The organism is Acidovorax sp. 94 (assembly GCF_003634645.1).
Taxonomy (GTDB): Bacteria; Pseudomonadota; Gammaproteobacteria; order Burkholderiales; family Burkholderiaceae_C; genus Acidovorax; species Acidovorax facilis.
In genome coordinates, this window is sequence record NZ_RBJA01000001.1 from 4,796,182 (window position 1) to 4,820,279 (window position 24,098).

General features: G+C 62.0%; 23 protein-coding genes. All 23 read left to right on the top strand.

Annotated features, from left to right (window positions below; translation table 11 throughout):
• Window positions 1–13 precede the first annotated feature (13 nt).
• The 23 genes from C8C94_RS22115 (at window position 14) to C8C94_RS22225 (ending at window position 24,094) form a co-directional block, all read left to right on the top strand.
• Window positions 14–466 carry a hypothetical protein gene (locus C8C94_RS22115; RefSeq protein ID WP_121422239.1) on the top strand — a complete coding sequence of 151 codons (453 nt, stop codon included), beginning with the start codon at window positions 14–16 and terminating at the stop codon, window positions 464–466.
• A 172-nt stretch (window positions 467–638) separates the two neighbouring features.
• On the top strand, window positions 639–1,583 hold the full coding sequence (locus C8C94_RS22120; RefSeq protein ID WP_121422240.1) for a hypothetical protein: 945 nt from the start codon (window positions 639–641) through the stop codon (window positions 1,581–1,583).
• Between the two features lie 26 nt (window positions 1,584–1,609).
• Window positions 1,610–2,824, top strand: a complete 1,215-nt coding sequence (locus C8C94_RS22125; protein ID WP_147433292.1) for a VCBS repeat-containing protein — start codon at window positions 1,610–1,612, stop codon at window positions 2,822–2,824.
• Complete coding sequence (locus C8C94_RS22130) at window positions 2,805–3,743, top strand: peptidyl-prolyl cis-trans isomerase (RefSeq protein ID WP_233573544.1); 939 nt, start codon at window positions 2,805–2,807, stop codon at window positions 3,741–3,743. The genes C8C94_RS22125 and C8C94_RS22130 overlap by 20 nt, the downstream gene beginning before the upstream one ends.
• 182 nt (window positions 3,744–3,925) lie before the next feature.
• The gene (locus tag C8C94_RS22135; protein ID WP_233573545.1) at window positions 3,926–4,882 is read left to right on the top strand and encodes a glycosyltransferase family 2 protein; all 957 of its coding nucleotides are present in this window, start codon (window positions 3,926–3,928) and stop codon (window positions 4,880–4,882) included.
• 2 nt (window positions 4,883–4,884) lie between these two features.
• Window positions 4,885–6,108 carry a glycosyltransferase family 4 protein gene (locus C8C94_RS22140; RefSeq protein WP_121422243.1) on the top strand — a complete coding sequence of 408 codons (1,224 nt, stop codon included), beginning with the start codon at window positions 4,885–4,887 and terminating at the stop codon, window positions 6,106–6,108.
• Entirely contained in the window at window positions 6,108–7,028 is a 921-nt protein-coding gene (locus C8C94_RS22145; protein WP_121422244.1) for an NAD-dependent epimerase/dehydratase family protein, read from the top strand. Before C8C94_RS22140 ends, C8C94_RS22145 begins: the two co-directional genes overlap by 1 nt.
• A complete protein-coding gene (locus C8C94_RS22150) occupies window positions 7,025–7,849 on the top strand; it encodes an ABC transporter permease (RefSeq protein ID WP_233573547.1) in 825 nt (274 codons plus the stop codon). The genes C8C94_RS22145 and C8C94_RS22150 overlap by 4 nt, the downstream gene beginning before the upstream one ends.
• Before the next feature lie 4 nt (window positions 7,850–7,853).
• A complete protein-coding gene (locus C8C94_RS22155; protein WP_121422246.1) occupies window positions 7,854–9,077 on the top strand; it encodes an ABC transporter ATP-binding protein in 1,224 nt (407 codons plus the stop codon).
• Complete coding sequence (locus C8C94_RS22160; RefSeq protein ID WP_199727037.1) at window positions 9,074–9,973, top strand: lysophospholipid acyltransferase family protein; 900 nt, start codon at window positions 9,074–9,076, stop codon at window positions 9,971–9,973. Before C8C94_RS22155 ends, C8C94_RS22160 begins: the two co-directional genes overlap by 4 nt.
• Complete coding sequence (locus C8C94_RS22165; protein ID WP_121422248.1) at window positions 9,970–10,986, top strand: bifunctional 2-polyprenyl-6-hydroxyphenol methylase/3-demethylubiquinol 3-O-methyltransferase UbiG; 1,017 nt, start codon at window positions 9,970–9,972, stop codon at window positions 10,984–10,986. Before C8C94_RS22160 ends, C8C94_RS22165 begins: the two co-directional genes overlap by 4 nt.
• A 2-nt stretch (window positions 10,987–10,988) precedes the next feature.
• A complete protein-coding gene (locus C8C94_RS22170; protein ID WP_228897400.1) occupies window positions 10,989–11,639 on the top strand; it encodes a DapH/DapD/GlmU-related protein in 651 nt (216 codons plus the stop codon).
• Between the two features lie 74 nt (window positions 11,640–11,713).
• Entirely contained in the window at window positions 11,714–12,337 is a 624-nt protein-coding gene (locus tag C8C94_RS22175; protein ID WP_370449755.1) for a lytic transglycosylase domain-containing protein, read from the top strand.
• Window positions 12,338–12,557: 220 nt separating this feature from the next.
• A complete protein-coding gene (locus C8C94_RS22180; protein WP_029413975.1) occupies window positions 12,558–13,661 on the top strand; it encodes a glycosyltransferase family 4 protein in 1,104 nt (367 codons plus the stop codon).
• A gap of 84 nt (window positions 13,662–13,745) precedes the next feature.
• A complete protein-coding gene (argB, locus tag C8C94_RS22185; protein ID WP_055396782.1) occupies window positions 13,746–14,636 on the top strand; it encodes an acetylglutamate kinase in 891 nt (296 codons plus the stop codon).
• A 173-nt stretch (window positions 14,637–14,809) separates the two neighbouring features.
• Window positions 14,810–15,502 (top strand): response regulator transcription factor, encoded by a 693-nt coding sequence (locus C8C94_RS22190; protein ID WP_055396780.1) that lies wholly within the window; start codon window positions 14,810–14,812, stop codon window positions 15,500–15,502.
• Between the two features lie 90 nt (window positions 15,503–15,592).
• On the top strand, window positions 15,593–17,044 hold the full coding sequence (locus tag C8C94_RS22195) for a sensor histidine kinase (RefSeq protein WP_121422250.1): 1,452 nt from the start codon (window positions 15,593–15,595) through the stop codon (window positions 17,042–17,044).
• A gap of 177 nt (window positions 17,045–17,221) precedes the next feature.
• Window positions 17,222–17,884: a nucleoid occlusion factor SlmA gene (gene slmA, locus C8C94_RS22200; protein WP_121422251.1), complete on the top strand. Its 663-nt coding sequence runs from the start codon at window positions 17,222–17,224 to the stop codon at window positions 17,882–17,884.
• Window positions 17,885–18,069: 185 nt separating this feature from the next.
• A complete protein-coding gene (locus C8C94_RS22205) occupies window positions 18,070–18,798 on the top strand; it encodes a TetR/AcrR family transcriptional regulator (protein ID WP_121422252.1) in 729 nt (242 codons plus the stop codon).
• A gap of 4 nt (window positions 18,799–18,802) precedes the next feature.
• The gene (locus C8C94_RS22210; RefSeq protein ID WP_121422253.1) at window positions 18,803–20,599 is read left to right on the top strand and encodes an acyl-CoA dehydrogenase C-terminal domain-containing protein; all 1,797 of its coding nucleotides are present in this window, start codon (window positions 18,803–18,805) and stop codon (window positions 20,597–20,599) included.
• A 45-nt stretch (window positions 20,600–20,644) separates the two neighbouring features.
• Window positions 20,645–21,082: a DUF2147 domain-containing protein gene (locus tag C8C94_RS22215; RefSeq protein ID WP_056745869.1), complete on the top strand. Its 438-nt coding sequence runs from the start codon at window positions 20,645–20,647 to the stop codon at window positions 21,080–21,082.
• A 67-nt stretch (window positions 21,083–21,149) separates the two neighbouring features.
• The gene (locus tag C8C94_RS22220; RefSeq protein WP_121422254.1) at window positions 21,150–23,552 is read left to right on the top strand and encodes a 3-hydroxyacyl-CoA dehydrogenase/enoyl-CoA hydratase family protein; all 2,403 of its coding nucleotides are present in this window, start codon (window positions 21,150–21,152) and stop codon (window positions 23,550–23,552) included.
• Between the two features lie 32 nt (window positions 23,553–23,584).
• Complete coding sequence (locus tag C8C94_RS22225; RefSeq protein ID WP_056059404.1) at window positions 23,585–24,094, top strand: DUF4442 domain-containing protein; 510 nt, start codon at window positions 23,585–23,587, stop codon at window positions 24,092–24,094.
• Window positions 24,095–24,098 lie beyond the last annotated feature (4 nt).

The following is a 24,098-nucleotide window of genomic DNA, read 5'->3' on the forward strand; positions in this document are numbered from 1 at the left end:
GGAGATTCTTTGCATGACAAAACCTGTTACCCGCCGTCATCTTGTCGTGACCCTGGCAGCACCTGCTGTGCTGGCGGTGCTTTTGGGCTGTACGGCCACTGGTGGCACAGTGGTGTCGGCCGAAGATGACCAGGCAGCACTTTTAACGCGCGCAAAAGCGTATTGGGGGCTCATTCAGAAAAATGACCGTGTAGGCGCTTGGGCCTATGAGGAGCTGTCCAAAGACCCGAATGCAACGCTCGAGGCCTACCTCAAGCGTGGTGGCATTGCTTTTGACGCCGTAGAGGTCCGTGGCGTACGCAGCATTGACGGCGACCGCGCACAGGTCAATGTGTGGATGCGCTACTCGTTGCCATTGCTGCGCGTGAAAAAGCAAGAGGCTGCCGCCGAAGACGAATGGCGCCGCATCGCTGGCGTGTGGCACCATGTGCAGCGCCGCAGTGTCATGTTTCCAACAGCCCAGTGATACTTCGTTGTTTGAGTGCAACAAACGAACGTGCAGTGGGTTTCTCGTGGAAATAGGTTGAAAAAATCAAAGGTATCAGTATAAGATTGCATCAACCCAAACGGAGTACGGATGGGTTGCAGATCCCGCACAGGGTGGGAAAGCTTCCTTCAATTATCTAAGGACTGAGAAGATGAAAAAATTTGCAATGGCAGCCGTTGCAGCCGCTGCGCTGAGTGCTGGTGTGGCGCAGGCGTACACCGTGGGTACGTTCAGCAATGGTTTCGTGGTTCCTAACGTGATCCACAACGGCGACACCGATACCACTGCTGTGGGTATCATCAACCAAACCGGCGGCGTTGTTCCCGTGTTCTGGACGTTCTTCGATGCGAACTCCAACCACGTGACCGATGGTTGCTTTCCCTTGACCAACAAGGACTACGAGCCCTTCATCTGGTCGCAACAATCCGGTACCGGCTTGGCTGGCACTCGTGGTTACCTGGTGTTCGCTGTGGGTGCCAACACCGTTGGTACTACCACTGCAGCTAACGCTTGTAATGTGGCTAATGCCGCTGGTGGCATGGGTGTGGGTGCTATTGGTGCCAATGCTTTCCAAGTGAACACTGCCGCGCAGGACGTTGCATTTGTTCCAGTTATCGACGGCCCTCTGACCTTGGCGACAGGTTCCGATCTGACGACCCTGGGCCCGCTGAACCTGCTGGCTGTTTCTGGTGCGCGTGCTGTGCCCGTTGGTCCAAACGCTACGCCTGCTTTCAGCATGCGCTACGCAGTTGACGGAACTCTGGATGCTGGTCTGGAAACCCGCATTGTGGTGTGGTCGACCGGTGATCACCGTGGTACCCACACGGTTAACATGTACGACGCGGCTCAAAACCGTAAGTCGGTGAACTTCGCTCTGGCTGAAGCCGAACTCTCGTTCTTCAACCCAGAAACGATTCCTGGCCGTCCTGCCAACTTCACCGATGGTTTCATCGAGTGGAGTCCAGTGGCAGCGCCTGCAGTGGGTGCTCCTTCTTCCGGCACCCTGTACACCCTGGGTGGTTCCGTCTTCACGTACAGCCTGATCAGCGCACCTGCTTTCGGTGCTGTGCAATCGGTTCTCGGTTCGCACAACTAATATTTCTTGATGCATGTGGCACCTCGGTGCTGCATGCAGCAAAAGAAATAAAACTTGGCAACATCCTTTGGGTGTTGTCAAAAAAATGGCGCCAAACTGGCGCCATTTTTTTTGCTTGTGGAGTTTTCATGAAATTGTCACGTTCTGTTCACTTTTGCTGGTTGGGTGTGGTGGCGTGCCTAGTGATGATTGCGGGTTGTCAGATGCAGCCAGTCGCGGGTGCGGGGGCCGTCGCATCCCCGGCCGTACAGGCGCCCCAAGGTGGGATCGACCGTATCAAGATTGAAGCCCCCATGGTGTGGGGGGGGGAGGCGCGTTGTTTTGCTGCTATGGGTTGCCGCCTCGTAATGATTGAGCACGAGGAAGGGAAGGTGGCCTTGCACAAAATTGATGGCAGAACCTCGCGTTTGTTGGATCGTCAAACGGTGGCGTATCACCCGGACTCTGCGATCTGGCTGTCAGACAGCTTGGTCGCAGCGGCGGTGGAGGCCACAGGCAGTTTGGATATCTTTCGCATTGAGGGTGAGCGCATGGTGCGTGTCCACCAGGCGGTCGTGGGTTTTGCGCCGCGAGATGTGATTCTGGTCAACGCCTCGCAAGGGCAGTACAAATTCCTGGCGACGCCTTACAGTGGTAAGGAAGTGTCGTGGATCGACTGGCATGAGGACAATCGCCAGGCCGCTACGTCAAAAAAAACCCGCTGGTGCGAGGCTCCGTGGCATCCAGTGCGCGTGAGCAAACTTCCTGGCACACAAGGGGGGGGTATTGCGGTGGCGTGTCTGGATGATCGCAAAGTAGTGGCGGTGTCTGATGCGGATTTGCTGGCAACACCGCGTGTTCTCGCAAGCTTTGCTGCCATCGCACGCCAAGCCCGGCCGTCACCGTCGGGCCATTGGCTGTATGTGTCGTTGGAGACGGGTTCGCGCAACGCTCGCATCAACATGCAAAGCGGGGAACTCCAATGGATCCAGTCCCCTCTGACCGGCAGTGTTTCGGTAGCGCCGTTGTCCGACGATCTCGTGGTTTGGGGTGAAGATGCAAAGCTTTATCTGCAGCGTCTTGATGCCGACGCCAAGGTGCTGGAAACGCGGTGGTTGAAGACCGGTGGGTTCTCCACCGGCTTGCAACTGATTGATCTGGATGGTGATGGTGAGCGTGATCTGGTAGTGCTCAACTCGGTGGATGCCGTGGTGGACGTAATTTACGGCCCACTGTGGGACCGTGCGGCTGAGCGCCTTTGAGTATGTGTTCTTCTTAAATATTGCTATGAGTCATTTTTCGCAGAACTTGAATTGGCCCCGCGCTTTTGTTGCTGTTGCTCTGGCAGTCGCAGTCTCTACGGCTGGGGCTGGGGAGGCGCTGGTGCGCTTTGCCAATGGTGAAACCATTACCAAGGCTGATTTGTCCGTGTATCTGGACCGTCGAGTGGATTTGCGCTCCACCAGCCGGAACGTCTGGGGTGTGCAAACCACCTTGCGGGAAATGGCCTTGGTCCGGGCATTAGCGTTGGAAGGTACCGCAATGGGCCAGCCCCGAGAAGAGGGCAGGGAGGCGCAGCGTTTTGATGATGTTTATGCCCAGGCTGTGTATACCAAGCTCGCGCCAGCCTGCAAGCCTCCGGCGGACGAAACTGCCGCTCGCCAGTTCTTCCAGGATCATCCCCAGGCTTTTAGGGTGCCTCCCATGGCGCGGTTGAGTCGCGTGATTCTCCCGGCTTCTGAGTCCCTTGAGGGTGAGCCCGCAGCGGCATGGTTGATGAAGCAAGCCCAGGCAGTGGCCTCCGGTGCAAAATCGTTTGACGATTTGGCCAAGCAGGCGGAATCCGTGTACAAGCTTGATGCCCAGGGAGATCTGGGTTGGGTTACCCTTTTTGAAGAAGACGCTAGCGTCCTGCGTGTGCTGGCCACTACCAAGCAGGGTGAAATGGTAGGTCCAATTCGGGAGGGTGATTTTGCCTATCTCTTTAAAGTAGACGAAAAACGTGAAGGCCGCCAGCTGGCCTGGGGTGATGTGGCGGTTTCCGTGCCCACCCGCGCAGTCACTTACTGCCGCCAAGAGGGAAGCAAGAAAGTCCGGGAGGATCTTTTCAAGAAGTACGGGGTGGATTTGGATGGTGCTGCGATCAGGGCCATGTTCTCGAAACAGTCTGCAGCAAATTAGCGGGCGTCCGGAGCCTTGGGGGTTGGCGGGCACGGCTGATTACAAAGGGTGCACAGTACAATGGCAGGTTTTGCGGATCGCTAGGCCTGTCGCCCTGAGTCGCTGTCAGGCGCAGGGCATATGACGCCGTACCCTGAGCGAGCCCTTGCTGCACCTAGACAATGACTGAAATACGCGCCTCCGTGTTGATCCCCGTCAAGAACGGAGGGCCCTTGCTGGGTGAAGTGCTGGATGCTGTGCTCTCGCAGCAAGCACCTTGGCCATTCGAGGTTATCGTGGTGGATTCCGGTTCATCCGATAATTCTGTGGAATGTGCCCGGCAGCGTGGTGTTCGTGTAGAGACCATTCCTGCTGCAGAGTTCGGCCACGGCCGTACCCGCAATCTACTGGCTTCCATGGCAAGGGGGCAGTTTCTGGTGTTTATCACGCAAGACGCGCGACCTGCGGGCCCCAAATGGCTGTATAACATGGTGCAGGGCTGCGATGCTGAGCCAGGCGTCGCGGGGGCTTTTGGTCCTCATCGAGCCCATCCCCAAGCGCGGCATGTTACGCACTGTGAGCTGAATCAGCATTTTGCCGGCTTTGGTGACAAGCTGTCTGTGGTTCGCCTTGAAGACCCCGCCCGGTTTGCCAGAGATCCTGGTTATCGCCAGTGGCTGCACTTTTTCTCCAGCAACAATTCATGCATTCGCCGCTCGGTGTGGGAGCAATTGCCTTTGCCAGAAGTGGCATTTGCAGAGGACCAGACATGGGCGCTGCGCGCCATTGAGGCGGGGCACGCGAAGGCCTTTGTGCCAGATGCGGTGGTCTACCATTCGCACGATTTCGGTGTGTGGGAGACGTTGCAGCGCAATTTTGACGAAGCACGCTCATTCCATCTCTACTTTGGCTATCGCATTCAGGACAGCTTGGCGCAGGCTTTGAAGTCTGGTCTGTACTTGGCTAAGCGGGATCTTGGCTGGTTGCGCAGCGGGGGGCTGCAGGGCTGGCGCCTTTGTAAAAATGCGATTTACATGGGCTTCATTGAAATGGCGAGGGTTTCGGGACAATACCTGGGCACGCACCATGACCGTTTGCCCGCTTGGCTGCTGCGCTCGGTGTCGCGCGATGAGCAATTGCAGCGTGCGGGAGCTGTCTGACCATGGCGTTGAATCTGTCCAAGAAGATTTGGCGTGTGAAAGAAATGGCGCGCAAGGAAGGCGTTTTTGCCGCCCTGCGTGCTGTGGTGCGTCGCCTGCGCCAAGGCCCAGGGAGGTATGTGGATGTCTTTCGCCACTACGACTTTGCCCTGCCTTATGTCTTGCCTGCCCAGTCGGGTGAGGCCAAGCCGGGCACCTTGCTGTGGTTCATTCCTGACTTCAATGTCGGGTCCGGTGGCCATCTGAACATCTTCCGCACCATCTGGCATCTGGAGCAGATGGGCTACACCTCCAGTATCGTGATCGGCAAGCCCGTCATGCACCACGATGCGCAGGAGGCCCGCGAGGCCATTCGGAAGCACTTCTTTCCGCTTCAGGCGCAGGTGTTGTTGGGTCTTGAAGATCTGCCGCCGTGCGAATTCTCCGTTGCTACGGGATGGGACACTGCCTACACCGTACGCGCCTTTACGGGCGCGAAGCACAAGCTCTACTTTGTACAGGACTACGAGCCGCATTTTTACCCCGTCGGGTCGGAGTCGGTCCTGGCACAGAATACTTACAGCTTTGGATTTTTCGGCATCACGGCGGGCGGCTGGCTGGCCAGCAAGTTGGCGAACGAATATGGCATGACCACCCACCCGGTAGGTTTTGGAGTGGAACTAGAGCGTTACCGGCGCTTGCCGCGCAGGGAGCCGGAAATTCGCCGGGTTTTCTTCTACGCGCGTCCCCCCACGCCCCGCAGGGCGTTTGAGTTAGGACTTCTGGTGCTGAATGCAGTGTGGGAGCGAATGCCCGACGTCCAGTTCGTACTGGCAGGCTGGGACACGGCTGGCTATCACATTCCGTTTCCACACCTGGGGTGTGGAACCGTGGCGCTCGATGATCTGCCGGATCTCTACAGCCAGTGCGATGTGGCGCTGGTTCTGTCGCTCACGAATGCATCGCTGTTGCCCCTGGAGTTGATGGCTTCGGGTTGTGCTGTGGTTTCGAATCGGGGGCCCAATGTGGAATGGCTCCTCAATGAAGACGTGGCCGCTTTGGCGGAGTCTTCGCCCGAGGGGTTGGCGGATGCAGTCTGTGACTTATTGCAGAACGATGAACGGCGCCATGCCTTGAGCGCGCGGGCCGAAAAGTTTGCGCGGGCGCAGACTTGGGACATGGTTGCGAAGGACTTTGTAGCAGCCCTGCTGCACGCGCGCACCCAGCAGCAAGTGGAGGCTTCCTGATGCGTTGCGCGATTCTGGGAGGTGCTGGGTTTCTGGGGCGCCATATTGGGCGTGCCATGGCGTCGGAAGGCGCAGAGGTGTGGTCGGTAGACCGGTCATTGTCGGCTGCGGGTAGTGCTCCCTGGCTGGCGGGAGAGGTGCAGGCAGATTGTTTTGACCTGCCCTCCTGGTGGGATGTGGTGGGGGGGGCAGACGTGATTGTTCACCTCGCTTCCTCCACGGTGCCGGCCACGGCCAGTGAGGACCCCATCCAGGATGTCCAGACCAATCTGGTGGGAACCTTGCGCCTTCTTCAGGAATTGCGCAAAAAGGCCGCGCGCCCCAAGTTGCTGTTTGCGTCATCCGGTGGGGCGGTGTACGGGCGGCCGCAGTATGTGCCTTTGTGTGAGGCCCACCCCACCATGCCCATGGGGGCCTACGGCGCCACCAAACTGGCGATTGAGCACCACTTGCGCATCGAAGAGGCACAGCATGGCCTGCCATGCCGGATTCTGCGTTTGAGCAATCCCTACGGTGAGTGGCAGCAACCCCATGGGGTCCAAGGTGTGATTGCCGTTTTTGCACACCGTGCGCTCAATGCGCAACCGCTGGATGTGTGGGGGGACGGGTCCGTGGTGCGCGATTTTGTTTACGCTGCGGATGTGGGATATGCGTTCGCAGCAGCGGCGCGCCATGAGGGGGAGACCCGGATATTCAACATTGGCGGTGGTGCAGGGCACAGCGTCAACGATATTGTGCACACACTGGAGCAGTTGTTGGGGCATGCCGTAGAACGGCGTGTATTCCCTGCGCGTGCTTTTGACCCACCGGTCAATGTGTTGGACATTCAGCGTGCCCAGAACGAGCTGTTCTGGAAGCCGACGATGGCTTTCGAGGACGGGGTGGCCAAATCGGTCGAATGGTTGCGGACGGTAGCATGACGCGCCCTGTTTCCCATTCCACTGGGGTCTCATCGGCAGCGCCGCGCAATGCGCGCCAGTTGTGGGTGCTTTGGCGGTACTGGATGGTGCGCGAGTTCAAGACGCGCTATGCCGGTTCGGTATTGGGTTTTGCCTGGGCTTTTGTTCAGCCCGTAGCCACGCTGGCTATCTTCTATGTTCTTTTTGGCTTGGTGCTGGCGGTGCGGGTGCCCGGGCTGGACGTGAACAATGGGTATCTGCTGCACCTTCTGGCAGGGCTTGCAGTCTGGCTGCCCTTTACCGATGCCATTGGCCGGGGGGTTGGGTCTTTGGCGGCGTACGAGGATTTTCTGCGCAAGCAGCCTATGCCTGCGGAGATACTGCCCGCAGTGTCCGTTGGCGGCAGCCTGCTCGTTCTGGGTATTGGCTATGCGCTGTTGATTGTCTTGTCGGTGGTGCAGGGTGTGGGGCCTTACGCGTCACTGGCTTGGCTACCGATTCTGGTGCTGGCCCAGATTGCGCTGACCTTTGGTCTTACGTTGCTGCTGAGCATGGCCCACTTTCTGTGGCGTGATGTGGGCTCCATGGTGGCCTTCGCGCTACAGCTCTGGTTCTACCTGACACCTGTCGTATACCCCCTGTCCCAGGTGCCGGAGAAATTCCACAGCTGGTTCCTTTTCAACCCCGTAGCGTGCCTGGTCCTGATGGTGCAGAGCACTGTATTGCATATGCCGGTACCGCCGGGAACCCCCGTGGCCTTGGCCGTATGGGTGTTGTTGCTGGGTGGAGGGGGGTGGTGGTTCTTCCGCTCCATGAAGTCTGCACTGGGCGAGGCCTTGTAAAGCCATGACGATCCGCTTTGAAGGCATTGAAAAGACCTATATGGTCTACAGCCGTCCGCAGGACCGGCTTTGGGAGTGGGTGACGCGTAAGCAGCGCCACCGTATACATGTCGCTTTGACCGGGGTGGATTTTGAGGTGCAGGCCGGCGAAACGTTTGGCCTCATCGGTGAAAACGGTGCGGGCAAAAGCACCTTGCTGAAAATCGCGGCAGGCACCATCCGTCCCACCCGTGGGCAGGTGTTTCAAGAAGGCCGCGTTGCCGCGTTGCTGGAGCTTGGCGCGGGGTTTCACCCGGAGGAGTCCGGCTACGACAACATCCGCTTCATGGCCGCGTTGCATGGGCTGGAGGGCACCGCCATGGAGGACTTCATTGTCCGTGCCACTGCGTTCTCGGAGTTGACCAAGGAGACGCTGGAGCGGCCGGTGAAGACCTACTCATCGGGCATGTTCATGCGGCTGGCTTTTGCCGCTGCGACGGCCATCGATCCGGATGTATTGATCGTGGACGAGGCGCTCTCCGTGGGCGACCTGCATTTCCAGAAGAAGAGTCTCAATCGTATTCTGGAGCTTCGTGAGCGAGGCGCCACGGTGCTTTTCTGTTCCCACAACCTGTATCAGGTACGAAGCCTCTGTCAGCGGGCGGCATGGATACACGGTGGTCGCGTGCAAGCGATCGGAGCGACCGAGGACGTGGTGACCGCCTACGAATCCCATGAGCGACGCAGGTATGCCCACCTGCGCGTCGAAGCCCATGAGGCTGCAAAAAAGGATGAAGCGGCGCAGCCCGCAGCGGCGTCTTCGTCGGGAGCACCGCTGGTAAAAATCGCAGGCCTGACGATCGAAACGGGGGACGGCATCAACCCTGCGCAGGTGGATTCGTTTCAGGATCTGTCGGTAGAGATCGAGATCGAGTCCTATGCTGACGCGCCGTTTCATGTGTTGTTTGCAATTGTTCGCCCGGACAAGGACAACGTTTTTGGCACGAGCACGCAGTTTCGTGCCGAGGGTAAGCCGCTGCAGGGCACTGGCAGCCACCGCATTCGCGCCAGGTTCCCACGCTTACCGCTCCTGTCGGGTGAATACCTCTGGAGCGTCTATGTCCTGGATGATTCAGGTATCCAGGTGCTGGACATGGCGGAACTTATCCAGCCCTTTACCGTGCTGAACCAGAAGCACCGGGAGTTTGGTGTTGCCTGGCTGGAACACGAATGGGTGCTGGTGGAATGACGCGAGCCTGGTCTCTGGACCTGCTATTCCCTTTCATTGCCCGGCTGCCTACGACCCTGCCCTGGCGGCTGGCCGGGCGGATAGGGCGGGAATCAGCTGCGGAGCGCGAGCACCTGCTGCGCTGGCTCGAAAGCTTGTTTGTCCGGGTCTTCCCGCAAGCCACGGGGGGGCAGCATGCGCAATGGGCTCGTGCCCACTTGGACATGTTAGCGCAGGAGATGGTGGATGCCATGGCCTTCAGCCGCCTGGGCCGTTCCGGAGGGCCGACCATTGATCTGCAAGGTGCCGAGTTTGCCAAAGGCCTGGCTCGCCAAGGCAAGGGCTTCATACTGGTTCTCAATCACTATGACCGGCTTCTGACGGCCCCGGTTGCTTTGGCGAGGGAGGGTGTCGCCACCAATGTTCTGACCATGCCGGTCTTGGACAACCCGGAGCTTGAGGCTGCGCAGCGCCGTTTTTTGCTGCGAAAAATTCAAGGCTATACCGAGGTGACCGGTGGAAAATGGCACACCACGAGTGAAGGGCTGCGCCCGGTGCATGAAAGCCTGCGGGCGGGGCAAGCGTGGGTGATTCTGGCTGATGCATGGCGACCTGAGTTTGGCCGCTTGCGTGGTAACCCTTTTCTGGGCGGAAACCTGAGTCTGCCCACAGGTATTGAGCGTCTGGCGCAATCCACGGGCGTTCCGCTGCTGCATGCTGTGACTTATTCCCGACGCCCTGACCATCTGGAGGTTGTCGTCGAGCCATTGCCGGAAAATCCCAGGCAGGCGATCGATAGAGTCATCCAGCGGCTGGAGCAGGATGTTCTGGCCCGGCCTTGGGCATGGTGGCAGTGGGGATTGTGGGATCAGATGTGGCAGCCCGAACCGGCGCCAAAGGCGGAGGGAAATGCATGACCAATATTGAGCGATACGACTACGCATTCGACCCGGATGGTGAGGAGTGGGCCGCTCGGTTGCTGCGCCGCGTACCACCAGGTGGCGGCTCGGTCTTGGAGCTTGGGCCGGGCCCTGGCGCCATGACCCGTGTTCTCCTGGCTCGGGGCTATCGCGTCACGGTGGTGGAAAACGACCCCGAGGCGCTGGAAGTGCTCAAGACACTGGACGTGGAGGTCATCCCTGGAAATCTGGACAACACCGACTGGCTGGATGCGCTCAAGGGTCGGCAGTTTGATACGGTGATGGCGTGTGATGTGCTGGAACACCTCAGAAAGCCCGAGGATGTGCTGCAGCGGTTGAGTGAGTTGGTCGCTCCCATGGGCTGTCTACTGATTTCCGTTCCGAACATCGCCTATGCCGGGGTTCTGGCTTCTATGCGAAGCGGCATCTTTGACTATTCCGACAAGGGCCAACTGGACAGGACCCATGTCCGTTTCTTTACCAAACGCAGCATGGAGAAGATGTTGCTGGACTGCGGATGGGCTCCCCGGGTCTGGGAAGCCAATAGGGTACCCGTTGAATGCAGCGAATTCGCCGGCTACTGGAGCGCCCTGTCGGGCGACCAGCGCCAGGCGTTGTTGGCTGGGTGGCAGGACTTTGACGTCTACCAGTGGATGGTGGTGGTCACGCCTTCTGTGGATGCCCCAACGTGGGAGCTGAAAGAGGCTCGGGGCATGGCGGAAAGCTTGCGCGACGAGTTGCAAGCACTGACGGTGCTGCACCAGCGCGAACGAGCTTCGTTGCTGGAGCACCAGAAGGCCTTTGCGGAAGCCAAGGACCTCATTGGGAAACTCCAGCAAGAGATCAATGAGTTGCGCACAGAGGTGGGTTCGCTGCGATCCGAAAAGACACTGGTGGAGTCTGAGCTTGCGACCACGCAAATAGCGTTGCAGGCCAGGACGGCGGAACTGAACGATCGCGCATGGCGCAGCCGTTGGCGCAGGCTCATGGGCTCGCATCACAGCCGGTGAACATGACGGACATGCTGCTGGGAATTCCTGCTTTCACGGCGTCACACGCAGGTGTGGATCGCATGGGCGCCGAATGTCGGATCGACCCGTCCGTCTCGGTCATGCGTTTCGGCCAGCGCTCCGATGTCTTGTGCCTGGCCGACGGGGTCAGTATCTATGCCCAGACACGGCTGGTGCTGGGCGATGTGGTAGCAGATCCCTGCGTGGGTATCCGCATCGGAGCCCGTACCATCGTCAATGTGGGAGGCTACCTGTCGGGTGAAGGTGGCCTGGAGATTGGTGAGGATGTCCTGATTGGCCCCCATGCCAAGCTGCTGTCTGCCGGCCATGCCATCGATGGGGGGGATGTGGTGATTGCGCGCAACCGAATCACCCGGGCAAGAATCGTTGTGGAAGACGGCGCCTGGATCGGTGCTGGCGCGATTGTTCTAGAGGGCGTGACGATTGGCCGTGGCGCGGTCGTGGCAGCCGGGGCGCTGGTACGACAGGATGTCCCGGCGGGCATGGTGGCTGCAGGTATGCCCGCCCGGCTGATCCGTTCAAGGCGGGGGGAGGCATGGCCGGAGCCTGAGCCCGAGGCAGCGGCCTCCTGGTTTCAACGGGTCGGTGCTGGGCTGAAAAGTTTCTTTCGCGAAGGGCGCGAGGTCAAATGAGAACCATGAGTCTGTTTTGGAAGGAGTCTGACGAGCGCGACCTCCCATCGCTTGGGACGGTCATGCGTGGTGTCATGCTCTTGGTTTTTCTGCTTGGGGGATGGTTGCCATCCTCCTGGGCGAACCAGGTGTGGGAGTTTGTGGATGGGGAGGGCGTAACCCACATCGGCAATGTGCCTCCTTCGGCGGCTACGCGGGGTGTGATCTGGCTCAGCCGTGTGCCTCCCGCCTCGGTGGTGAAGGGCAAGGATCGCAGCCCCTCTGCACTGCAGTTTCCAGGCTATGACGACGTCAAGCAGCACCTGGAAGCGGCGGCGGTGGCGCAGTCGCTGGACCCCGCATTTGTGATTGCCGTCGCGGCAGCAGAGTCGGCCTTCAATGTGAAAGCCGTTTCGCGCAAAGGTGCGTTGGGGCTGATGCAGGTCATGCCGGCAACGGCTGAGCGTTATGGGGTTGCAGCGCGCCCTTCGTCAGACGGAGAGCATGCCGCGATGGAACCCAAAGTGAATGCGCAGATTGGCACCCGCTACCTGGCCGATCTGCTGCGCATGTTCGATGGCGACAAGGAACTGGCGCTGGCGGCGTACAACGCAGGGGAAGGTGCCGTGATCAAGTATGGTCGGCGCATCCCTCCGTATCCCGAAACGCAGCAGTACGTGGAAAAGGTGATGCGTTTTTACCGTGGCTTGCTTCGGTAGTGGCCCCGGGTTCTGACCGCATGAACCTCTCCATGGCCCCCTCGGGGTTGTCGGGGGGACGGCCTGATTCAGGCTCGGACCTTCGTGGTGGCGTCTTGCCAGGTTCTCCTCACATGGCATCCTTGCAGCATGCCAACAGCCCCAGCCCGCTGGGATGGGGCTGCGTGGATAGCGCTTTCTTACAGGCACTGGGACCGAGTGCGGGTACCATCGGCCGCTCATGATCTGGTTATCTGTGGTGGCATTCATCGTTGCAGCGTTGGCGGCAGGGTTCATCGTGCGGTGGATGCACAGCCACGCTTCCGTGTACGGCAACGGCATGCCCCAACGCTTTCATCTGGGGGACGTTCCCCGCTTGGGGGGCGCCGCACTGCTTCTGGGCATTGGGTGCAGTTGGGGCCTTGGTGTTCTTCAATCTACCCATTGGGGTGATCCTGGCTCGCTGAAGCTCGGAGCTTGGGTGGGGGGTTGGCTGGTGGCCTTGCTGCCCGCCGCGCTGGGCGGCATTGCGGAGGACATGACCCAGCGCCTGTCCGTGCGTTACCGGTTGAGCCTGACCGGTGCATCCGGCGCTCTGGCGGTGATCCTGCTGGATCTGACCTTGCCGCGCATGGGGTGGCCCTGGCTGGATTCTTTGCTGGCCGCTGCTCCGTGGCTGGGCGTTGCGGTGGTTGTTCTGGCGGTTGCGGGACTTCCCCATGCATTCAACATCATTGATGGCTACAACGGCCTGGCGGGCATGGTGGCTCTGATCGTTTGCCTGGCGCTGGCCCATGTGGCCCTGCAGGTGGGGGACCGTGCGCTGGCTGCGCTGTTGGTGTCCACGGCGGCGGCGACGGGCGGGTTTCTGGTCTGGAACTACCCGCGCGGCATGCTGTTCGCGGGGGATGGCGGTGCCTACGTGTGGGGCGGCGTGATCGCCCTGGCCAGCATTTCCCTGGTGCAGCGCAACGCCGATGTTTCGCCCTGGTTCCCCATGCTTTTGTTGATCTACCCCGTATGGGAAACGATCTTCTCGATTTACCGCAAGACCGTGCGGGGCGTTTCCCCCGGCGTGGCCGATGCGCTGCACTTCCACCAATTGATTTACCGTCGCATTGTTCGGGGTGTCTTCCATGACGATGAATCGCGCAGGGTGTTGATGCGCAATAACCGCACATCCCCCTACCTGTGGGGCTTCACCTTGCTGACGGTGGTGCCTGCGGTACTGTTCTGGAGCAATACCCCGCTGCTGATGGCGTTTTGCGGCCTGTTCGTCATCAGCTATGTGATGGCCTACCTGGCCATTGTGCGTTTCAAGGTACCCAACTGGTTGCGCCACTGACGGCGGGTGCGCGGGCAAACCCAGCGCGCCGCGCGAATGCGGCACAATTTGCGCCTTACCGTTTTCTCTGGATGGCCCGCCTCCATGACCGACCTTCTTTCGATTGCCCCGCGCGACAAGGCTGAAATCCTGGCCCAGGCGCTGCCTTACATCCGCAAGTTCCATGGCAAGACCATGGTCATCAAATATGGCGGCAACGCCATGACCGACCCCGCGCTGCAGGCCGACTTTGCCGAGGACGTGGTGCTGCTCAAGCTCGTGGGCATGAACCCCGTGGTCGTGCACGGCGGCGGACCTCAGATTGAGACGGCGCTGAACCGCCTGGGCAAGAAGGGCGAGTTCATCCAGGGCATGCGCGTGACCGATGCTGAGACCATGGAAGTGGTCGAGTGGGTGCTGGCCGGCGAGGTGCAGCAGGACATCGTGGGCCTGATCAACCAGGCCGGCGGCAAGGCCGTGGGCCTGACGGGGCGCGACGGCGGCATGATCCGTGCGCAGAAGCTCAAGATGGTGGACAACAAGAACCCGTCCATCGAGCACGATGTGGGGCAGGTGGGAGACATCGTCTCCATCGATCCGAGTGTGGTCAAGGCGCTGCAGGACGACGCCTTCATCCCCGTCATCAGCCCCATCGGCTTTGGTGAGAACAACGAGAGCTACAACATCAACGCCGACGTGGTGGCCAGCAAGCTGGCCACGGTGCTGCAAGCTGAAAAACTGATGCTGTTGACCAACACGCCCGGCGTGCTGGACAAGGCGGGCAATCTGCTCACAGACCTGACGGCCCGCGAGATCGACGCGCTGTTTGCCGACGGCACCATCTCTGGCGGCATGCTGCCCAAGATTGCGGGAGCGCTGGATGCTGCCAAGGCCGGCGTGAACGCAGTGCACATCATTGATGGGCGTGTGCCGCACGCCATGCTGCTCGAAATCCTGACCGACCAGGCCTACGGGACCATGATTCGTAGCCATTGAAATGGTCCATCCCTCTGAGTCGCTTCGCGCCTTCTCCCTGCTCTCGCTTCGCGGGGTGGGTGACGTCGCCAGCGCCAGTACAAGGTATTGGGGGGCCTTGCGCGGCGGCCGCCGGATGAGGCTGCGCCAGCCTATCGGGCATGCTGCTATGCACAGCGAACAAGTGGGTTGATATGCGACTCTTGCTGGTCGAAGACGATGTGATGGTTGCCAGCGGCATCAAGCTGGGGTTGACTGACGCGGGGTACGCCGTGGACTGGGTCGGAAGCGGTGAGCGCGCCGAAGAGGTGCTGCGCACCGAGTCGTTCGACGCGGCCATCATCGATATCGGCCTGCCGGCTATGGACGGGCTGGAACTCACCCGCCGCCTGCGCCGCCCTGATATGGCAAGCCCCGCCCTGCCGGTACTGATCCTCACCGCGCGCGATGCACTGCACGACCGCGTGCAGGGGCTGGACCTCGGGGCCGACGACTACATGGTCAAGCCCTTCGAGTTGCCTGAACTGCTGGCACGCCTGCGCGCCCTGCTGCGCCGCTCGCAGGCCGCGACCACAGCGGTGTTGAGCTTTGGCCCGCTGGAGCTGGACACGGCTGGCCGCCGCGCCAGCATCCGCACCGGGGACGGGGAGCAGGTCATTGAGCTCGGTCCGCGTGAATGGACTGTGCTGGAGTACCTGCTCATCAATGCCCCCAAGCCTGCCAGCAAGGACAAGCTTCTGCAGGCTCTGACGGGTTGGGACAAGGAGATCACGCCCAACGCGGTGGAGGTCTACGTCTCCCGGCTGCGCGGCAAACTGGAGCCGCATGGCGTGGCGCTGCGTTCGATCCGCGGGTTCGGCTATCGGCTTGAACTCCAGGCCGCCTGAGCGGAACCGGCCTGGCTGAAGCCGTCGGTAAGGATCATGATGACGCCGCCGGACCGAGCCATCCCTTCCCCACGCCCCGGCCTGCGTGCCATGACCTCCGACCTGCGCAATCGGCTGCTGATCTTGCTGGTGCTGCCTTTGTGCGCGCTGGCTCTGGTGGGCGTGTGGCTCGACTACCGCTCGGCCGACGAGGCCGCCGGGCGGCACGACCAGCGGCTGCTGCGGCTGTTGCCCGCACTGGCAGATTCGGTGCTGGCCCCGTCCATCCGTGACCACGAGCCGCCCTTGCTGCTGCTGGCGCCTCCGGTCGAAGACTTTCTGCGCCAGAACACCGGGTTTGCGGGTTACAGCGTGCGCGACATCTCTGGACGCCTGCTGCTGGGCGACGACTGGGTGCACAGTGCCGTGCCCACCACCCATGCGCCCGAATTCCACAGCGTTGAGTTTGGCGGGGTGACCTATAGGGTGGCGGTGCAGCGTGGTCGCACCGGGGCTGGCGAACTGGTAGTGGCGCTGGCCGACGGGTCTGACCCGCGCCAGCAATGGGCGCAGCAGCTCCTGCTGCGGGTGCTGCTGCCCAACCTGGTGCTGGTGGCCGCCGCCGCGCTGGCCATCCACTGGGCTGTGGGCCGGGCCTTCAAACCGCTGGTGGACTTGGCCGAAGCGGTGGAGCACCGTTCGCCGCGTGACCTGAGCCCTATCGACGAAGCCTCGTCTCCCGCCGAGGTGCGCCCGCTCGTGCACTCGCTCAACCGCCTGTTTGCACTGGTCAATGCGCAGGCGGAAGGGCAGCGCCGCTTTGTGGCCGATGCGGCGCACCAGCTGCGCACCCCGCTGGCGGGCCTGCAGGCACAGGTCGAAGCCTGGGCCATGATGGCCAAGGCCGCGGCACCACCCCGGGTGTCCTTGTCAAATCTTGAGGGAAAATTGCCGCTAGCGCACGATGGGCAAGCGAAAGGTGCTATTGTTTTAGGAGTTGACCAGATCGAGAAGCTGCGCAATGCCACGCGCCGCACTTCGCAGCTTGCCCACCAGCTGCTGGCACTGTCGCGCGCCGATGCGCGCAGCCTGGACGCGCAGCCGCCCCAGCGCGTAGATCTCAAGGACCTGTGCGAAACCCTGCTGGAGACCTTTCTCGACCCAGCCACCGGCAAGGGGCTGGACCTGGGGCTGGAAGTCCAGCCCGTGCATGTCACCGGCCATGGCTGGCTGCTGCGCGAGTTGTTGTCCAACCTGGTGGACAACGCCATCAAGTACACCCCGGCGGGCGGCATTGTGACCATACGCTGTGGCATGCGCCAAGGGCGCGCAGGGCCGCCACGTGTGTTCATCGAGGTGGAAGACGATGGGCCTGGCGTGCCCGATGCCGAGCGAGGGCGAGTCATGCAGCGTTTTTACCGGGTGCCCGGTACGGTGGGCGAGGGCACGGGGCTTGGGCTGGCCATTGCCGACGAAATTGCGCGCGTGCACCGCGCTGCCCTCACGCTGGGCACCGGCCCGCTGGGGCACGGCCTGCTGGTGACTGTGGTGTTTCCGCTGTAAATCGGCGTAGCGGCAACTGCTCTCGCCCGTGCCCATGGGGCCGCCCCAGGGCCTGTGCGAGAATCATTTCCACACATGATTTACGCCCTGCCGCAGGCCGGTGCATGCCCACCTGGCATGTGAACCCGGCGCAGGGTGCCCTTGGCCGCATGGCCTTACCCCAGCCCTTGTCCCTGCATGTCTGAACTTTCGCCCCTCCCCGAGCCAGCCAGTACCGACGACGGGGGCGAAACTCCGGCTGCGCGCAAACGGCCCAAGCCGGGTGAGCGGCGCGTACAGATCCTGCAAGCGCTGGCGGCCATGCTCGAGCAACCCGGGGCAGAGCGCATCACCACCGCCGCGTTGGCGGCGCGTCTTTCAGTCAGCGAGGCCGCGTTGTACCGCCACTTCGCCAGCAAGGCGCAGATGTTCGAAGGGTTGATCGACTTCATCGAGCAGACCGTGTTCACCCTGGTCCAGCAGATTACCGGCCGCGATGTACCCGATCCGGACCAGTCTGCCGAAGTGGGCACGCGCCAGGCTGCGCGCATCGTGGCGTTGCTGCTGCAGTTTGGCGAGCGCAACCCCGGCATGGTGCGCGTGATGGTGGGCGATGCCCTGGTGTTTGAGCACGAGCGCCTGCAGCAGCGCATGAACCAGTTTTTTGACCGCATCGAATCCACCCTGCGCCAGTGCCTGCGCCCGGCGGTGGCGGGCTCTGCCACGCCCACTGTGGATGCCCAGGTCGCGGCCAGCGTGCTCACGGCGTTTGCCGTGGGGCGCCTGCAACGCTACGCGCGCTCGGGTTTCAAGCGCCTGCCGTCGGAACATCTGGAAGCCAGCCTGGCGCTGATCCTCTGATACCACCGCCTAGGTGCCGCCTGCCGTGGGCGGCCCCGTGGCGGGGGCGGAAGCGATGGGGTGGGGCAGAGGGTGGCACCGCCGCAACGAATGGTTTGGGTGGGCCTCCCTATTTTTTCCGGGGGTTTTGGTCGGGCGGAGAATTTGCTGCAGAATAGAACGAACGTTCGTTTTTATTTGCCCGCATGTCCGCCACCTCTTCATCCAGCCAGGTCACCCGCATCCCGCGCGCTCGCAGTGGTACCGGCCGTGCCTTGCAAAAAGGCCAGCAGACCAAGGCGGCCATCGTCGAGGCCGCGCTGGGCTTGGCCACGCACATCGGGCTGGAAGGCCTGTCCATCGGGGCGCTGGCCGATGTCACGGGCATGAGCAAGTCGGGCGTTTTCGCCCACTTTGGCTCCCGCGAAGAGTTGCAGATCTCCGTCATCCGCGAATACCACACCCGCTTCGAGCAGGAAGTGTTCTACCCCGCCATGTCCGCCCCCCGTGGCGTGGCGCGTTTGTCGGCGCTGTTCGACAACTGGATGAAGCGCACCTCCATCGAAATCGACTCGGGCTGCATTTACATCAGCGGCGCGGTCGAGTTCGATGACCGTACCGGCCCCGTGCGCGATGCGCTGGCCAGTTCGGTGCTGACCTGGCATGCCGCCATGCGCCGCGCCATCGAGCAGTGCAAGGAACTGGGCGAACTGCGTGCCGACACCAAGGAAGAGCAGATGCTCTTCGAGATCCACGGCCTGATCCTCGCGCTGCACTACGAGGCGCGGTTCCTGCAGACCCCGGGCTCCATCGACCGGGCTGTCGTGGGCTTTCACAACATTCTGGCGCGTTACAGCGCGCCGACAGCGGCAGCCAAGGCACCCACAGTGGCGCGCCGCAAAGTTTCCAACCAAACCACCACATCCAAGGAGTAAACCCATGCCTACCTATACGCCGCCGCTGCGCGACATGCAATTCGTCATGCACGAAGTGCTCAAGGTCAGTGATGAATTCAAGGCAATGCCACCCCATGCCGAGGTGGATGTGGACACCATCAACGCCGTGATCGAAGAAGCCGGCAAGTTCGCCGCCGAAGTGACCTTTCCGCTCAACATCAGCGGCGACACCGAAGGCTGCGTGCTCGACAAGGCCACGCACGAAGTCAAGCCCCCGTCGGGCTTCAAGGACGCCTACGCCAAGTACGTCGAAGGCGGCTGGGCGGCGCTGTCGTGCGACCCCGCCTATGGCGGCCAGGGCCTGCCCTTCGTGCTGAACCAGTGCCTGTACGAAATGATGAACTCGGCCAACCAGGCCTGGACCATGTACCCCGGCCTGTCGCACGGCGCGTACGAAGCCCTGCACGCCCACGGCACCGAAGAGCAAAAGGCCCTGTACCTGCCCAAGCTGACCAGCGGCGAGTGGACCGGCACCATGTGCCTGACCGAACCCCATTGCGGCACCGACCTGGGCCTGTTGCGCACCAAGGCCGAACCCCAGGCCGACGGCACCTACAAGATCACCGGCAACAAGATCTTCATCAGCGCCGGCGAACACGACATGACCGCCAACATCGTGCACCTGGTGCTTGCCCGCCTGCCCGATGCGCCCAAGGGCAGCAAGGGCATCAGCCTGTTCGTCGTGCCCAAGTTCAACATCAATGCCGACGGCTCGCTGGGCGACCGCAACCCCATCTTCTGCACGGGCCTGGAGCACAAGATGGGCATCCACGGCAACGCCACCGCGCAGATCGCCATCGACGGCGCCATCGGCACCATGGTGGGCCAGCCCAACAAGGGCCTGGCCGCCATGTTCGTGATGATGAACGCCGCCCGCCTGGGCGTGGGCAACCAGTCGCTCGGCCTGACCGAAGTGGCCTACCAGAACGCACTGGCCTACGCCAAGGACCGCATCCAGATGCGCAGCCTGTCGGGCGTGAAGGCCAAGGACAAGGATGCCGACCCCATCATCGTGCACCCCGATGTGCGCAAGATGCTGCTCACCGCCAAGGCGTACGCCGAAGGCGGCCGCGCACTGCAGATCTTCTGCACGCTGCTGCTGGACAAGGTGCACAGCCACCCCGATGAAAAGGTGCGTGCCGAATCCGAAGAGATGGTGGCGCTGCTCACCCCCATCGTGAAGGCCTTCATCACCGACAACGGCCACATCAGCACCAACGCGTGCATGCAGGTCTTCGGCGGCCACGGCTTCATCAAGGAATGGGGCATGGAGCAGTACGTGCGCGACAACCGCATCAACATGATCTATGAAGGCACCAACACCATCCAGTCGCTGGACCTGCTGGGCCGCAAGATCCTGGGCAACAACGGTGCCACGCTCAAGAAGCTGGGCAAGCTGATCGGCAAGCTGGTGGAAGAAGAAGGCGTGAACGAGAAGATGGCCGAGTTCATCAACCCCGTCGCCATGCTGGGCGACCAGATGACCAAGTTCACCACCGAGATCGGCTTCAAGGGCATGCAGAACCCCGACGAAGTGGGCGCCGCCGCCGTGGACTACCTGCGCGTGGCCGGCCACCTGGTGTTCGGCTACCTGTTCGCCCGCATGGCCCAGGTCGCCCTGCGCGAGATCGGAGCCGGCAACACCGACCCGTTCTACGGCGCCAAGCTGCAGACCGCGCGCTTCTACTTCGCCAAGCTGTTCCCCGAAACGGCGACGCTGATGCGCACCGCCCGCGCCGGCAGCAAGGTGCTGATGGACACCGATCTGGCCCTGGCCTGATCGGCGCCGGATGCGGATTTCAAGCCTTTTTGCCAGGGAGCGCAGATGTTCAAAGCGGTAGCAGCTATTGTTTTGGTAGCGGGTGCGCTACCGGCCTGGGCGCAGATGACGCCCGAAGGCCTGTGGCGCAACATCGATGACAAGACCGGCGAGGCCAAGGCCGAGATCCGCATCCGCGACATTGGCGGCGGCGTGCTGCACGGAGCGCTGGAAAAGCGCCTGTCCAAGGATGCCAAGCCCGATGAGGTCTGCGACGAGTGCTCGGACGACCGCAAGGGGAAGCCCATCCTCGGGCTGGAGATCATCCGTGGCGCCAAGAAGGCCGACGGCAAAGAGGTGTGGGAGGGCGGCAAGATTCTCGACCCCGAGAACGGCCGCAACTACACCCTGCGCATGACCCCCGTCGAGGGCGGCAAGAAGCTCGAAGTGCGCGGCTCGATCGGCCCGTTCGGCCGCACGCAAACCTGGATCCGCGTCCAGTAAACCCCATTCCCGTGGCCTTGCGCGCCCCCTGCGGTGTTGCGCAACGCCCCAACCAGGAACCCAACCTATGTCCCGATTCCAAGTGAAAAAAGTCGCCGTACTCGGCGCAGGCGTGATGGGCGCGCAGATTGCCGCCCACCTCGTCAACGTGAAGGTGCCCGTGGTGCTGTTCGACCTGCCCGCCAAGGAAGGCCCCAAGAACGGCATCGTCACCAAGGCCGTTGAAGGCCTGAAGAAACTCAAGCCCTCTCCCCTGGGCGTGGCCGACGACGCGGCGCTGATCCAGCAGGCCAACTACGAAGAGCACATGCACCTGCTCAAGGAATGCGACCTCGTGATCGAGGCCATTGCCGAGCGCATGGACTGGAAGCTCGACCTGTACACCAAGATTGCTCCCCATGTGGCCAAGCACGCCATCCTGGCGTCCAACACCTCGGGCCTGTCGATCACCAAATTGAGCGAAGTGCTGCCCGAGAGCATCAAGCCCCGTTTCTGCGGCATCCACTTCTTCAACCCCCCGCGCTACATGACGCTGGTGGAGCTGATCAACACCCCCACCACCCAGCCAGAAGTGCTGGACCAGCTCGAAGCCTTTGTGACCAGCGGCCTGGGCAAGGGCGTGGTGCGCGCGCACGACACGCCCAACTTCGTGGCCAACCGCGTGGGCATCGCGGGCATGCTGGCCACGATGAAGGAAGTCGAGAACTTCGGCCTGACCTACGACGTGGTGGACGACCTCACGGGCAAGAAGCTCGGCCGTGCATCCAGCGGCACCTTCCGCACCGCCGACGTGGTGGGTCTGGACACCATGGCCCACGTGATCAAGACGCTGCAGGACAACCTGAGCATTGAGACCGACCCGTTCTACGAAAGCTTTGGCACGCCCGCCGTGCTGAAAAAGCTGCTGGAGCTGGGCAACCTGGGTCAGAAGACCAAGGCCGGTTTCTTCAAGAAAGTCGGCCGTGATGTGATGCGTTTCGAGCTGGAAAGCGAAGAGTACGTGCCCGCCGGCCAGAAGGCCGACGAGGTGTATGCCCGCATGCTCAAGAAGCCCGCTGCCGAGCGCCTGCGCCTGCTGCGCAACGCCGAAGGCGCGCCCGGCCAGTTCCTGTGGGCCATTCTGCGCAACAGCTTCCACTACGCCGCCGTGCACCTGGCCACGATTGCCGACAACGCCCGCGATGTGGACCAGGCCATGCGCTGGGGCTTTGGTATGAAGCAAGGCCCCTTCGAGCTGTGGCAGGAAGCCGGTTGGCTCGAAGTCGCGAAGATGATCCAGGAAGACATTGACGCTGGCAAAGCGCTGTGCAAGGCACCGCTGCCTGAGTGGGTGTTCAAGGGCCCCGTGGCCGACGCCGGTGGCGTGCACACCGCGCAAGGTTCGTGGAGTGCATCGCAGAACAAGTTTGTGCCCCGCCGCCAGCTGCCCGTGTACGAGCGCCAGATCTTCCCCGAGGCCCTGCTGGGCGAAACCAGCCTGCCCGACTGGCGCACCGCCGGCACCACCATTGCTGAATCGAAAGCCCTGCGCACCTGGACGCTCGACGGCCAAGTGCTCATCGCCAGCATCAAGAACAAGATGCACGCCATCAGCCCCGAGGTGATGGAAGCGCTGATGGAAGCGCTGGAACTGGCCGAGTCTGAGTACCAGGGCATGGTCATCTGGTCTGGCGACGCGCCTTTCAGCGTGGGTGCGGATCTGGAAGCCACCATGCCCGCCTTCATGGTCGGCGGCGCCGATGCGGTGGAAAGCATCGAACAGGAGCTGCAAAACCTGATGATGCGCATCCGCTATGCGCAGGTGCCCGTCGTCGCGGCTATCCATGGCATGGCGCTGGGCGGCGGTTGCGAGTTGGCTGTGTATTCCGCCAAGCGTGTGGCCCACATGGAAAGCTACATCGGCCTGGTCGAAGTGGGCGTGGGCCTGGTGCCCGGCGCTGGCGGCCTGACCTACATCGCCCGCCGCGCGGCCGAGAACATGGCAGCTTCCACATCCAAGGACATCCTGCCTTTCCTGACCGAAGGCTTCACCGCCGCCGCCATGGCCAAGGTGGGCACCAGCGCTCTGGAGTCGCGCAAGCTGGGTTACTTGCTGGACAGCGACGTGATCGTGCCCCACAAGGATGAGCTGCTGTTCGTGGCCATCAACGAAGCCAAGTCCATGGCTGCGAGCGGATGGCGTGCACCGCACAAGCGCCTGTTCCCCGTGGCGGGCCGCAGCGGCCTGGCCACCATCAAGGCCCAGCTGGTGAACATGCGCGACGGCGGCTTCATCAGTGCCTACGACTTCAAGATCGGCGCCATGATCGCCGAGGTGGTCTGTGGCGGCGATGTGGATGCGGGTTCGATGGTGAGCGAGGAATACCTGCTCACGCTGGAGCGCAAGGTGTTCTGCCACCTGATCGCCCAGCCCAAGACGCACGAGCGCATCCTGGGCATGTTGTCCACCGGCAAGCCGGTTCGCAACTGATCCGGACGTCGATGGATAACCGGTAGACCGACATGAGCGAACACGCCCCCAACAAATTGCAGCGCTCGCTGATGCGCCTGGACGAGGCCCCCGCCTTCATGCGCGGGTTCGTGCAGAACATCATCCTGCGCCGGGCTGTGCCCTTTACCGGCACGGCCGGGGTGAAGTTCGTGTCGCTCACGCCTGAGCGGGTCGAAGTGCACCTTGCCAACGAGCACCGTGTGCAAAACCACATTGGTGGTGTGCACGCCTCGGCCATGAACCTGCTGGCCGAAACGGCCACCGGCATGGTCGTGGGCATGAACGTGCGCGACGACTGCCTGCCGCTGGCCAAGGAGCTGAGCATGGCGTTCAAGAAGCGCGCCACGGGCGGCTTGAAGGCCGTGGCCACGCTCACCGCCGAGCAGCGCGCCGCCATGCGGGCCAGCGACAAGGGCGAGGTGCAGGTGAAAGTCACCGTCACCGACGAAGCCGGTGTGGAGCCGGTCGAATGTGTATTTACGTGGGCCTGGGTTCCTTCCAGCCGCCCCCCCAAGAATTGAAGGA

Bases quoted from the DNA above. Each gene is read 5' to 3' on its own strand.
- argB (WP_055396782.1), top strand. From the start codon at position 13,746: ATGACCGACCTTCTTTCGATTGCCCCGCGCGACAAGGCTGAAATCCTG.
- C8C94_RS22170 (WP_228897400.1), top strand. From the start codon at position 10,989: ATGACGGACATGCTGCTGGGAATTCCTGCTTTCACGGCGTCACACGCA.
- C8C94_RS22195 (WP_121422250.1), top strand. From the start codon at position 15,593: ATGACCTCCGACCTGCGCAATCGGCTGCTGATCTTGCTGGTGCTGCCT.
- C8C94_RS22180 (WP_029413975.1), top strand. From the start codon at position 12,558: ATGATCTGGTTATCTGTGGTGGCATTCATCGTTGCAGCGTTGGCGGCA.
- C8C94_RS22220 (WP_121422254.1), top strand. From the start codon at position 21,150: ATGTCCCGATTCCAAGTGAAAAAAGTCGCCGTACTCGGCGCAGGCGTG.
- C8C94_RS22120 (WP_121422240.1), top strand. From the start codon at position 639: ATGAAAAAATTTGCAATGGCAGCCGTTGCAGCCGCTGCGCTGAGTGCT.
- C8C94_RS22115 (WP_121422239.1), top strand. From the start codon at position 14: ATGACAAAACCTGTTACCCGCCGTCATCTTGTCGTGACCCTGGCAGCA.
- C8C94_RS22140 (WP_121422243.1), top strand. From the start codon at position 4,885: ATGGCGTTGAATCTGTCCAAGAAGATTTGGCGTGTGAAAGAAATGGCG.
- C8C94_RS22210 (WP_121422253.1), top strand. From the start codon at position 18,803: ATGCCTACCTATACGCCGCCGCTGCGCGACATGCAATTCGTCATGCAC.
- C8C94_RS22155 (WP_121422246.1), top strand. From the start codon at position 7,854: ATGACGATCCGCTTTGAAGGCATTGAAAAGACCTATATGGTCTACAGC.
- C8C94_RS22225 (WP_056059404.1), top strand. From the start codon at position 23,585: ATGAGCGAACACGCCCCCAACAAATTGCAGCGCTCGCTGATGCGCCTG.
- slmA (WP_121422251.1), top strand. From the start codon at position 17,222: ATGTCTGAACTTTCGCCCCTCCCCGAGCCAGCCAGTACCGACGACGGG.
- C8C94_RS22150 (WP_233573547.1), top strand. From the start codon at position 7,025: ATGACGCGCCCTGTTTCCCATTCCACTGGGGTCTCATCGGCAGCGCCG.
- C8C94_RS22215 (WP_056745869.1), top strand. From the start codon at position 20,645: ATGTTCAAAGCGGTAGCAGCTATTGTTTTGGTAGCGGGTGCGCTACCG.
- C8C94_RS22145 (WP_121422244.1), top strand. From the start codon at position 6,108: ATGCGTTGCGCGATTCTGGGAGGTGCTGGGTTTCTGGGGCGCCATATT.
- C8C94_RS22190 (WP_055396780.1), top strand. From the start codon at position 14,810: ATGCGACTCTTGCTGGTCGAAGACGATGTGATGGTTGCCAGCGGCATC.
- C8C94_RS22175 (WP_370449755.1), top strand. From the start codon at position 11,714: ATGCTCTTGGTTTTTCTGCTTGGGGGATGGTTGCCATCCTCCTGGGCG.
- C8C94_RS22165 (WP_121422248.1), top strand. From the start codon at position 9,970: ATGACCAATATTGAGCGATACGACTACGCATTCGACCCGGATGGTGAG.
- C8C94_RS22160 (WP_199727037.1), top strand. From the start codon at position 9,074: ATGACGCGAGCCTGGTCTCTGGACCTGCTATTCCCTTTCATTGCCCGG.
- C8C94_RS22205 (WP_121422252.1), top strand. From the start codon at position 18,070: ATGTCCGCCACCTCTTCATCCAGCCAGGTCACCCGCATCCCGCGCGCT.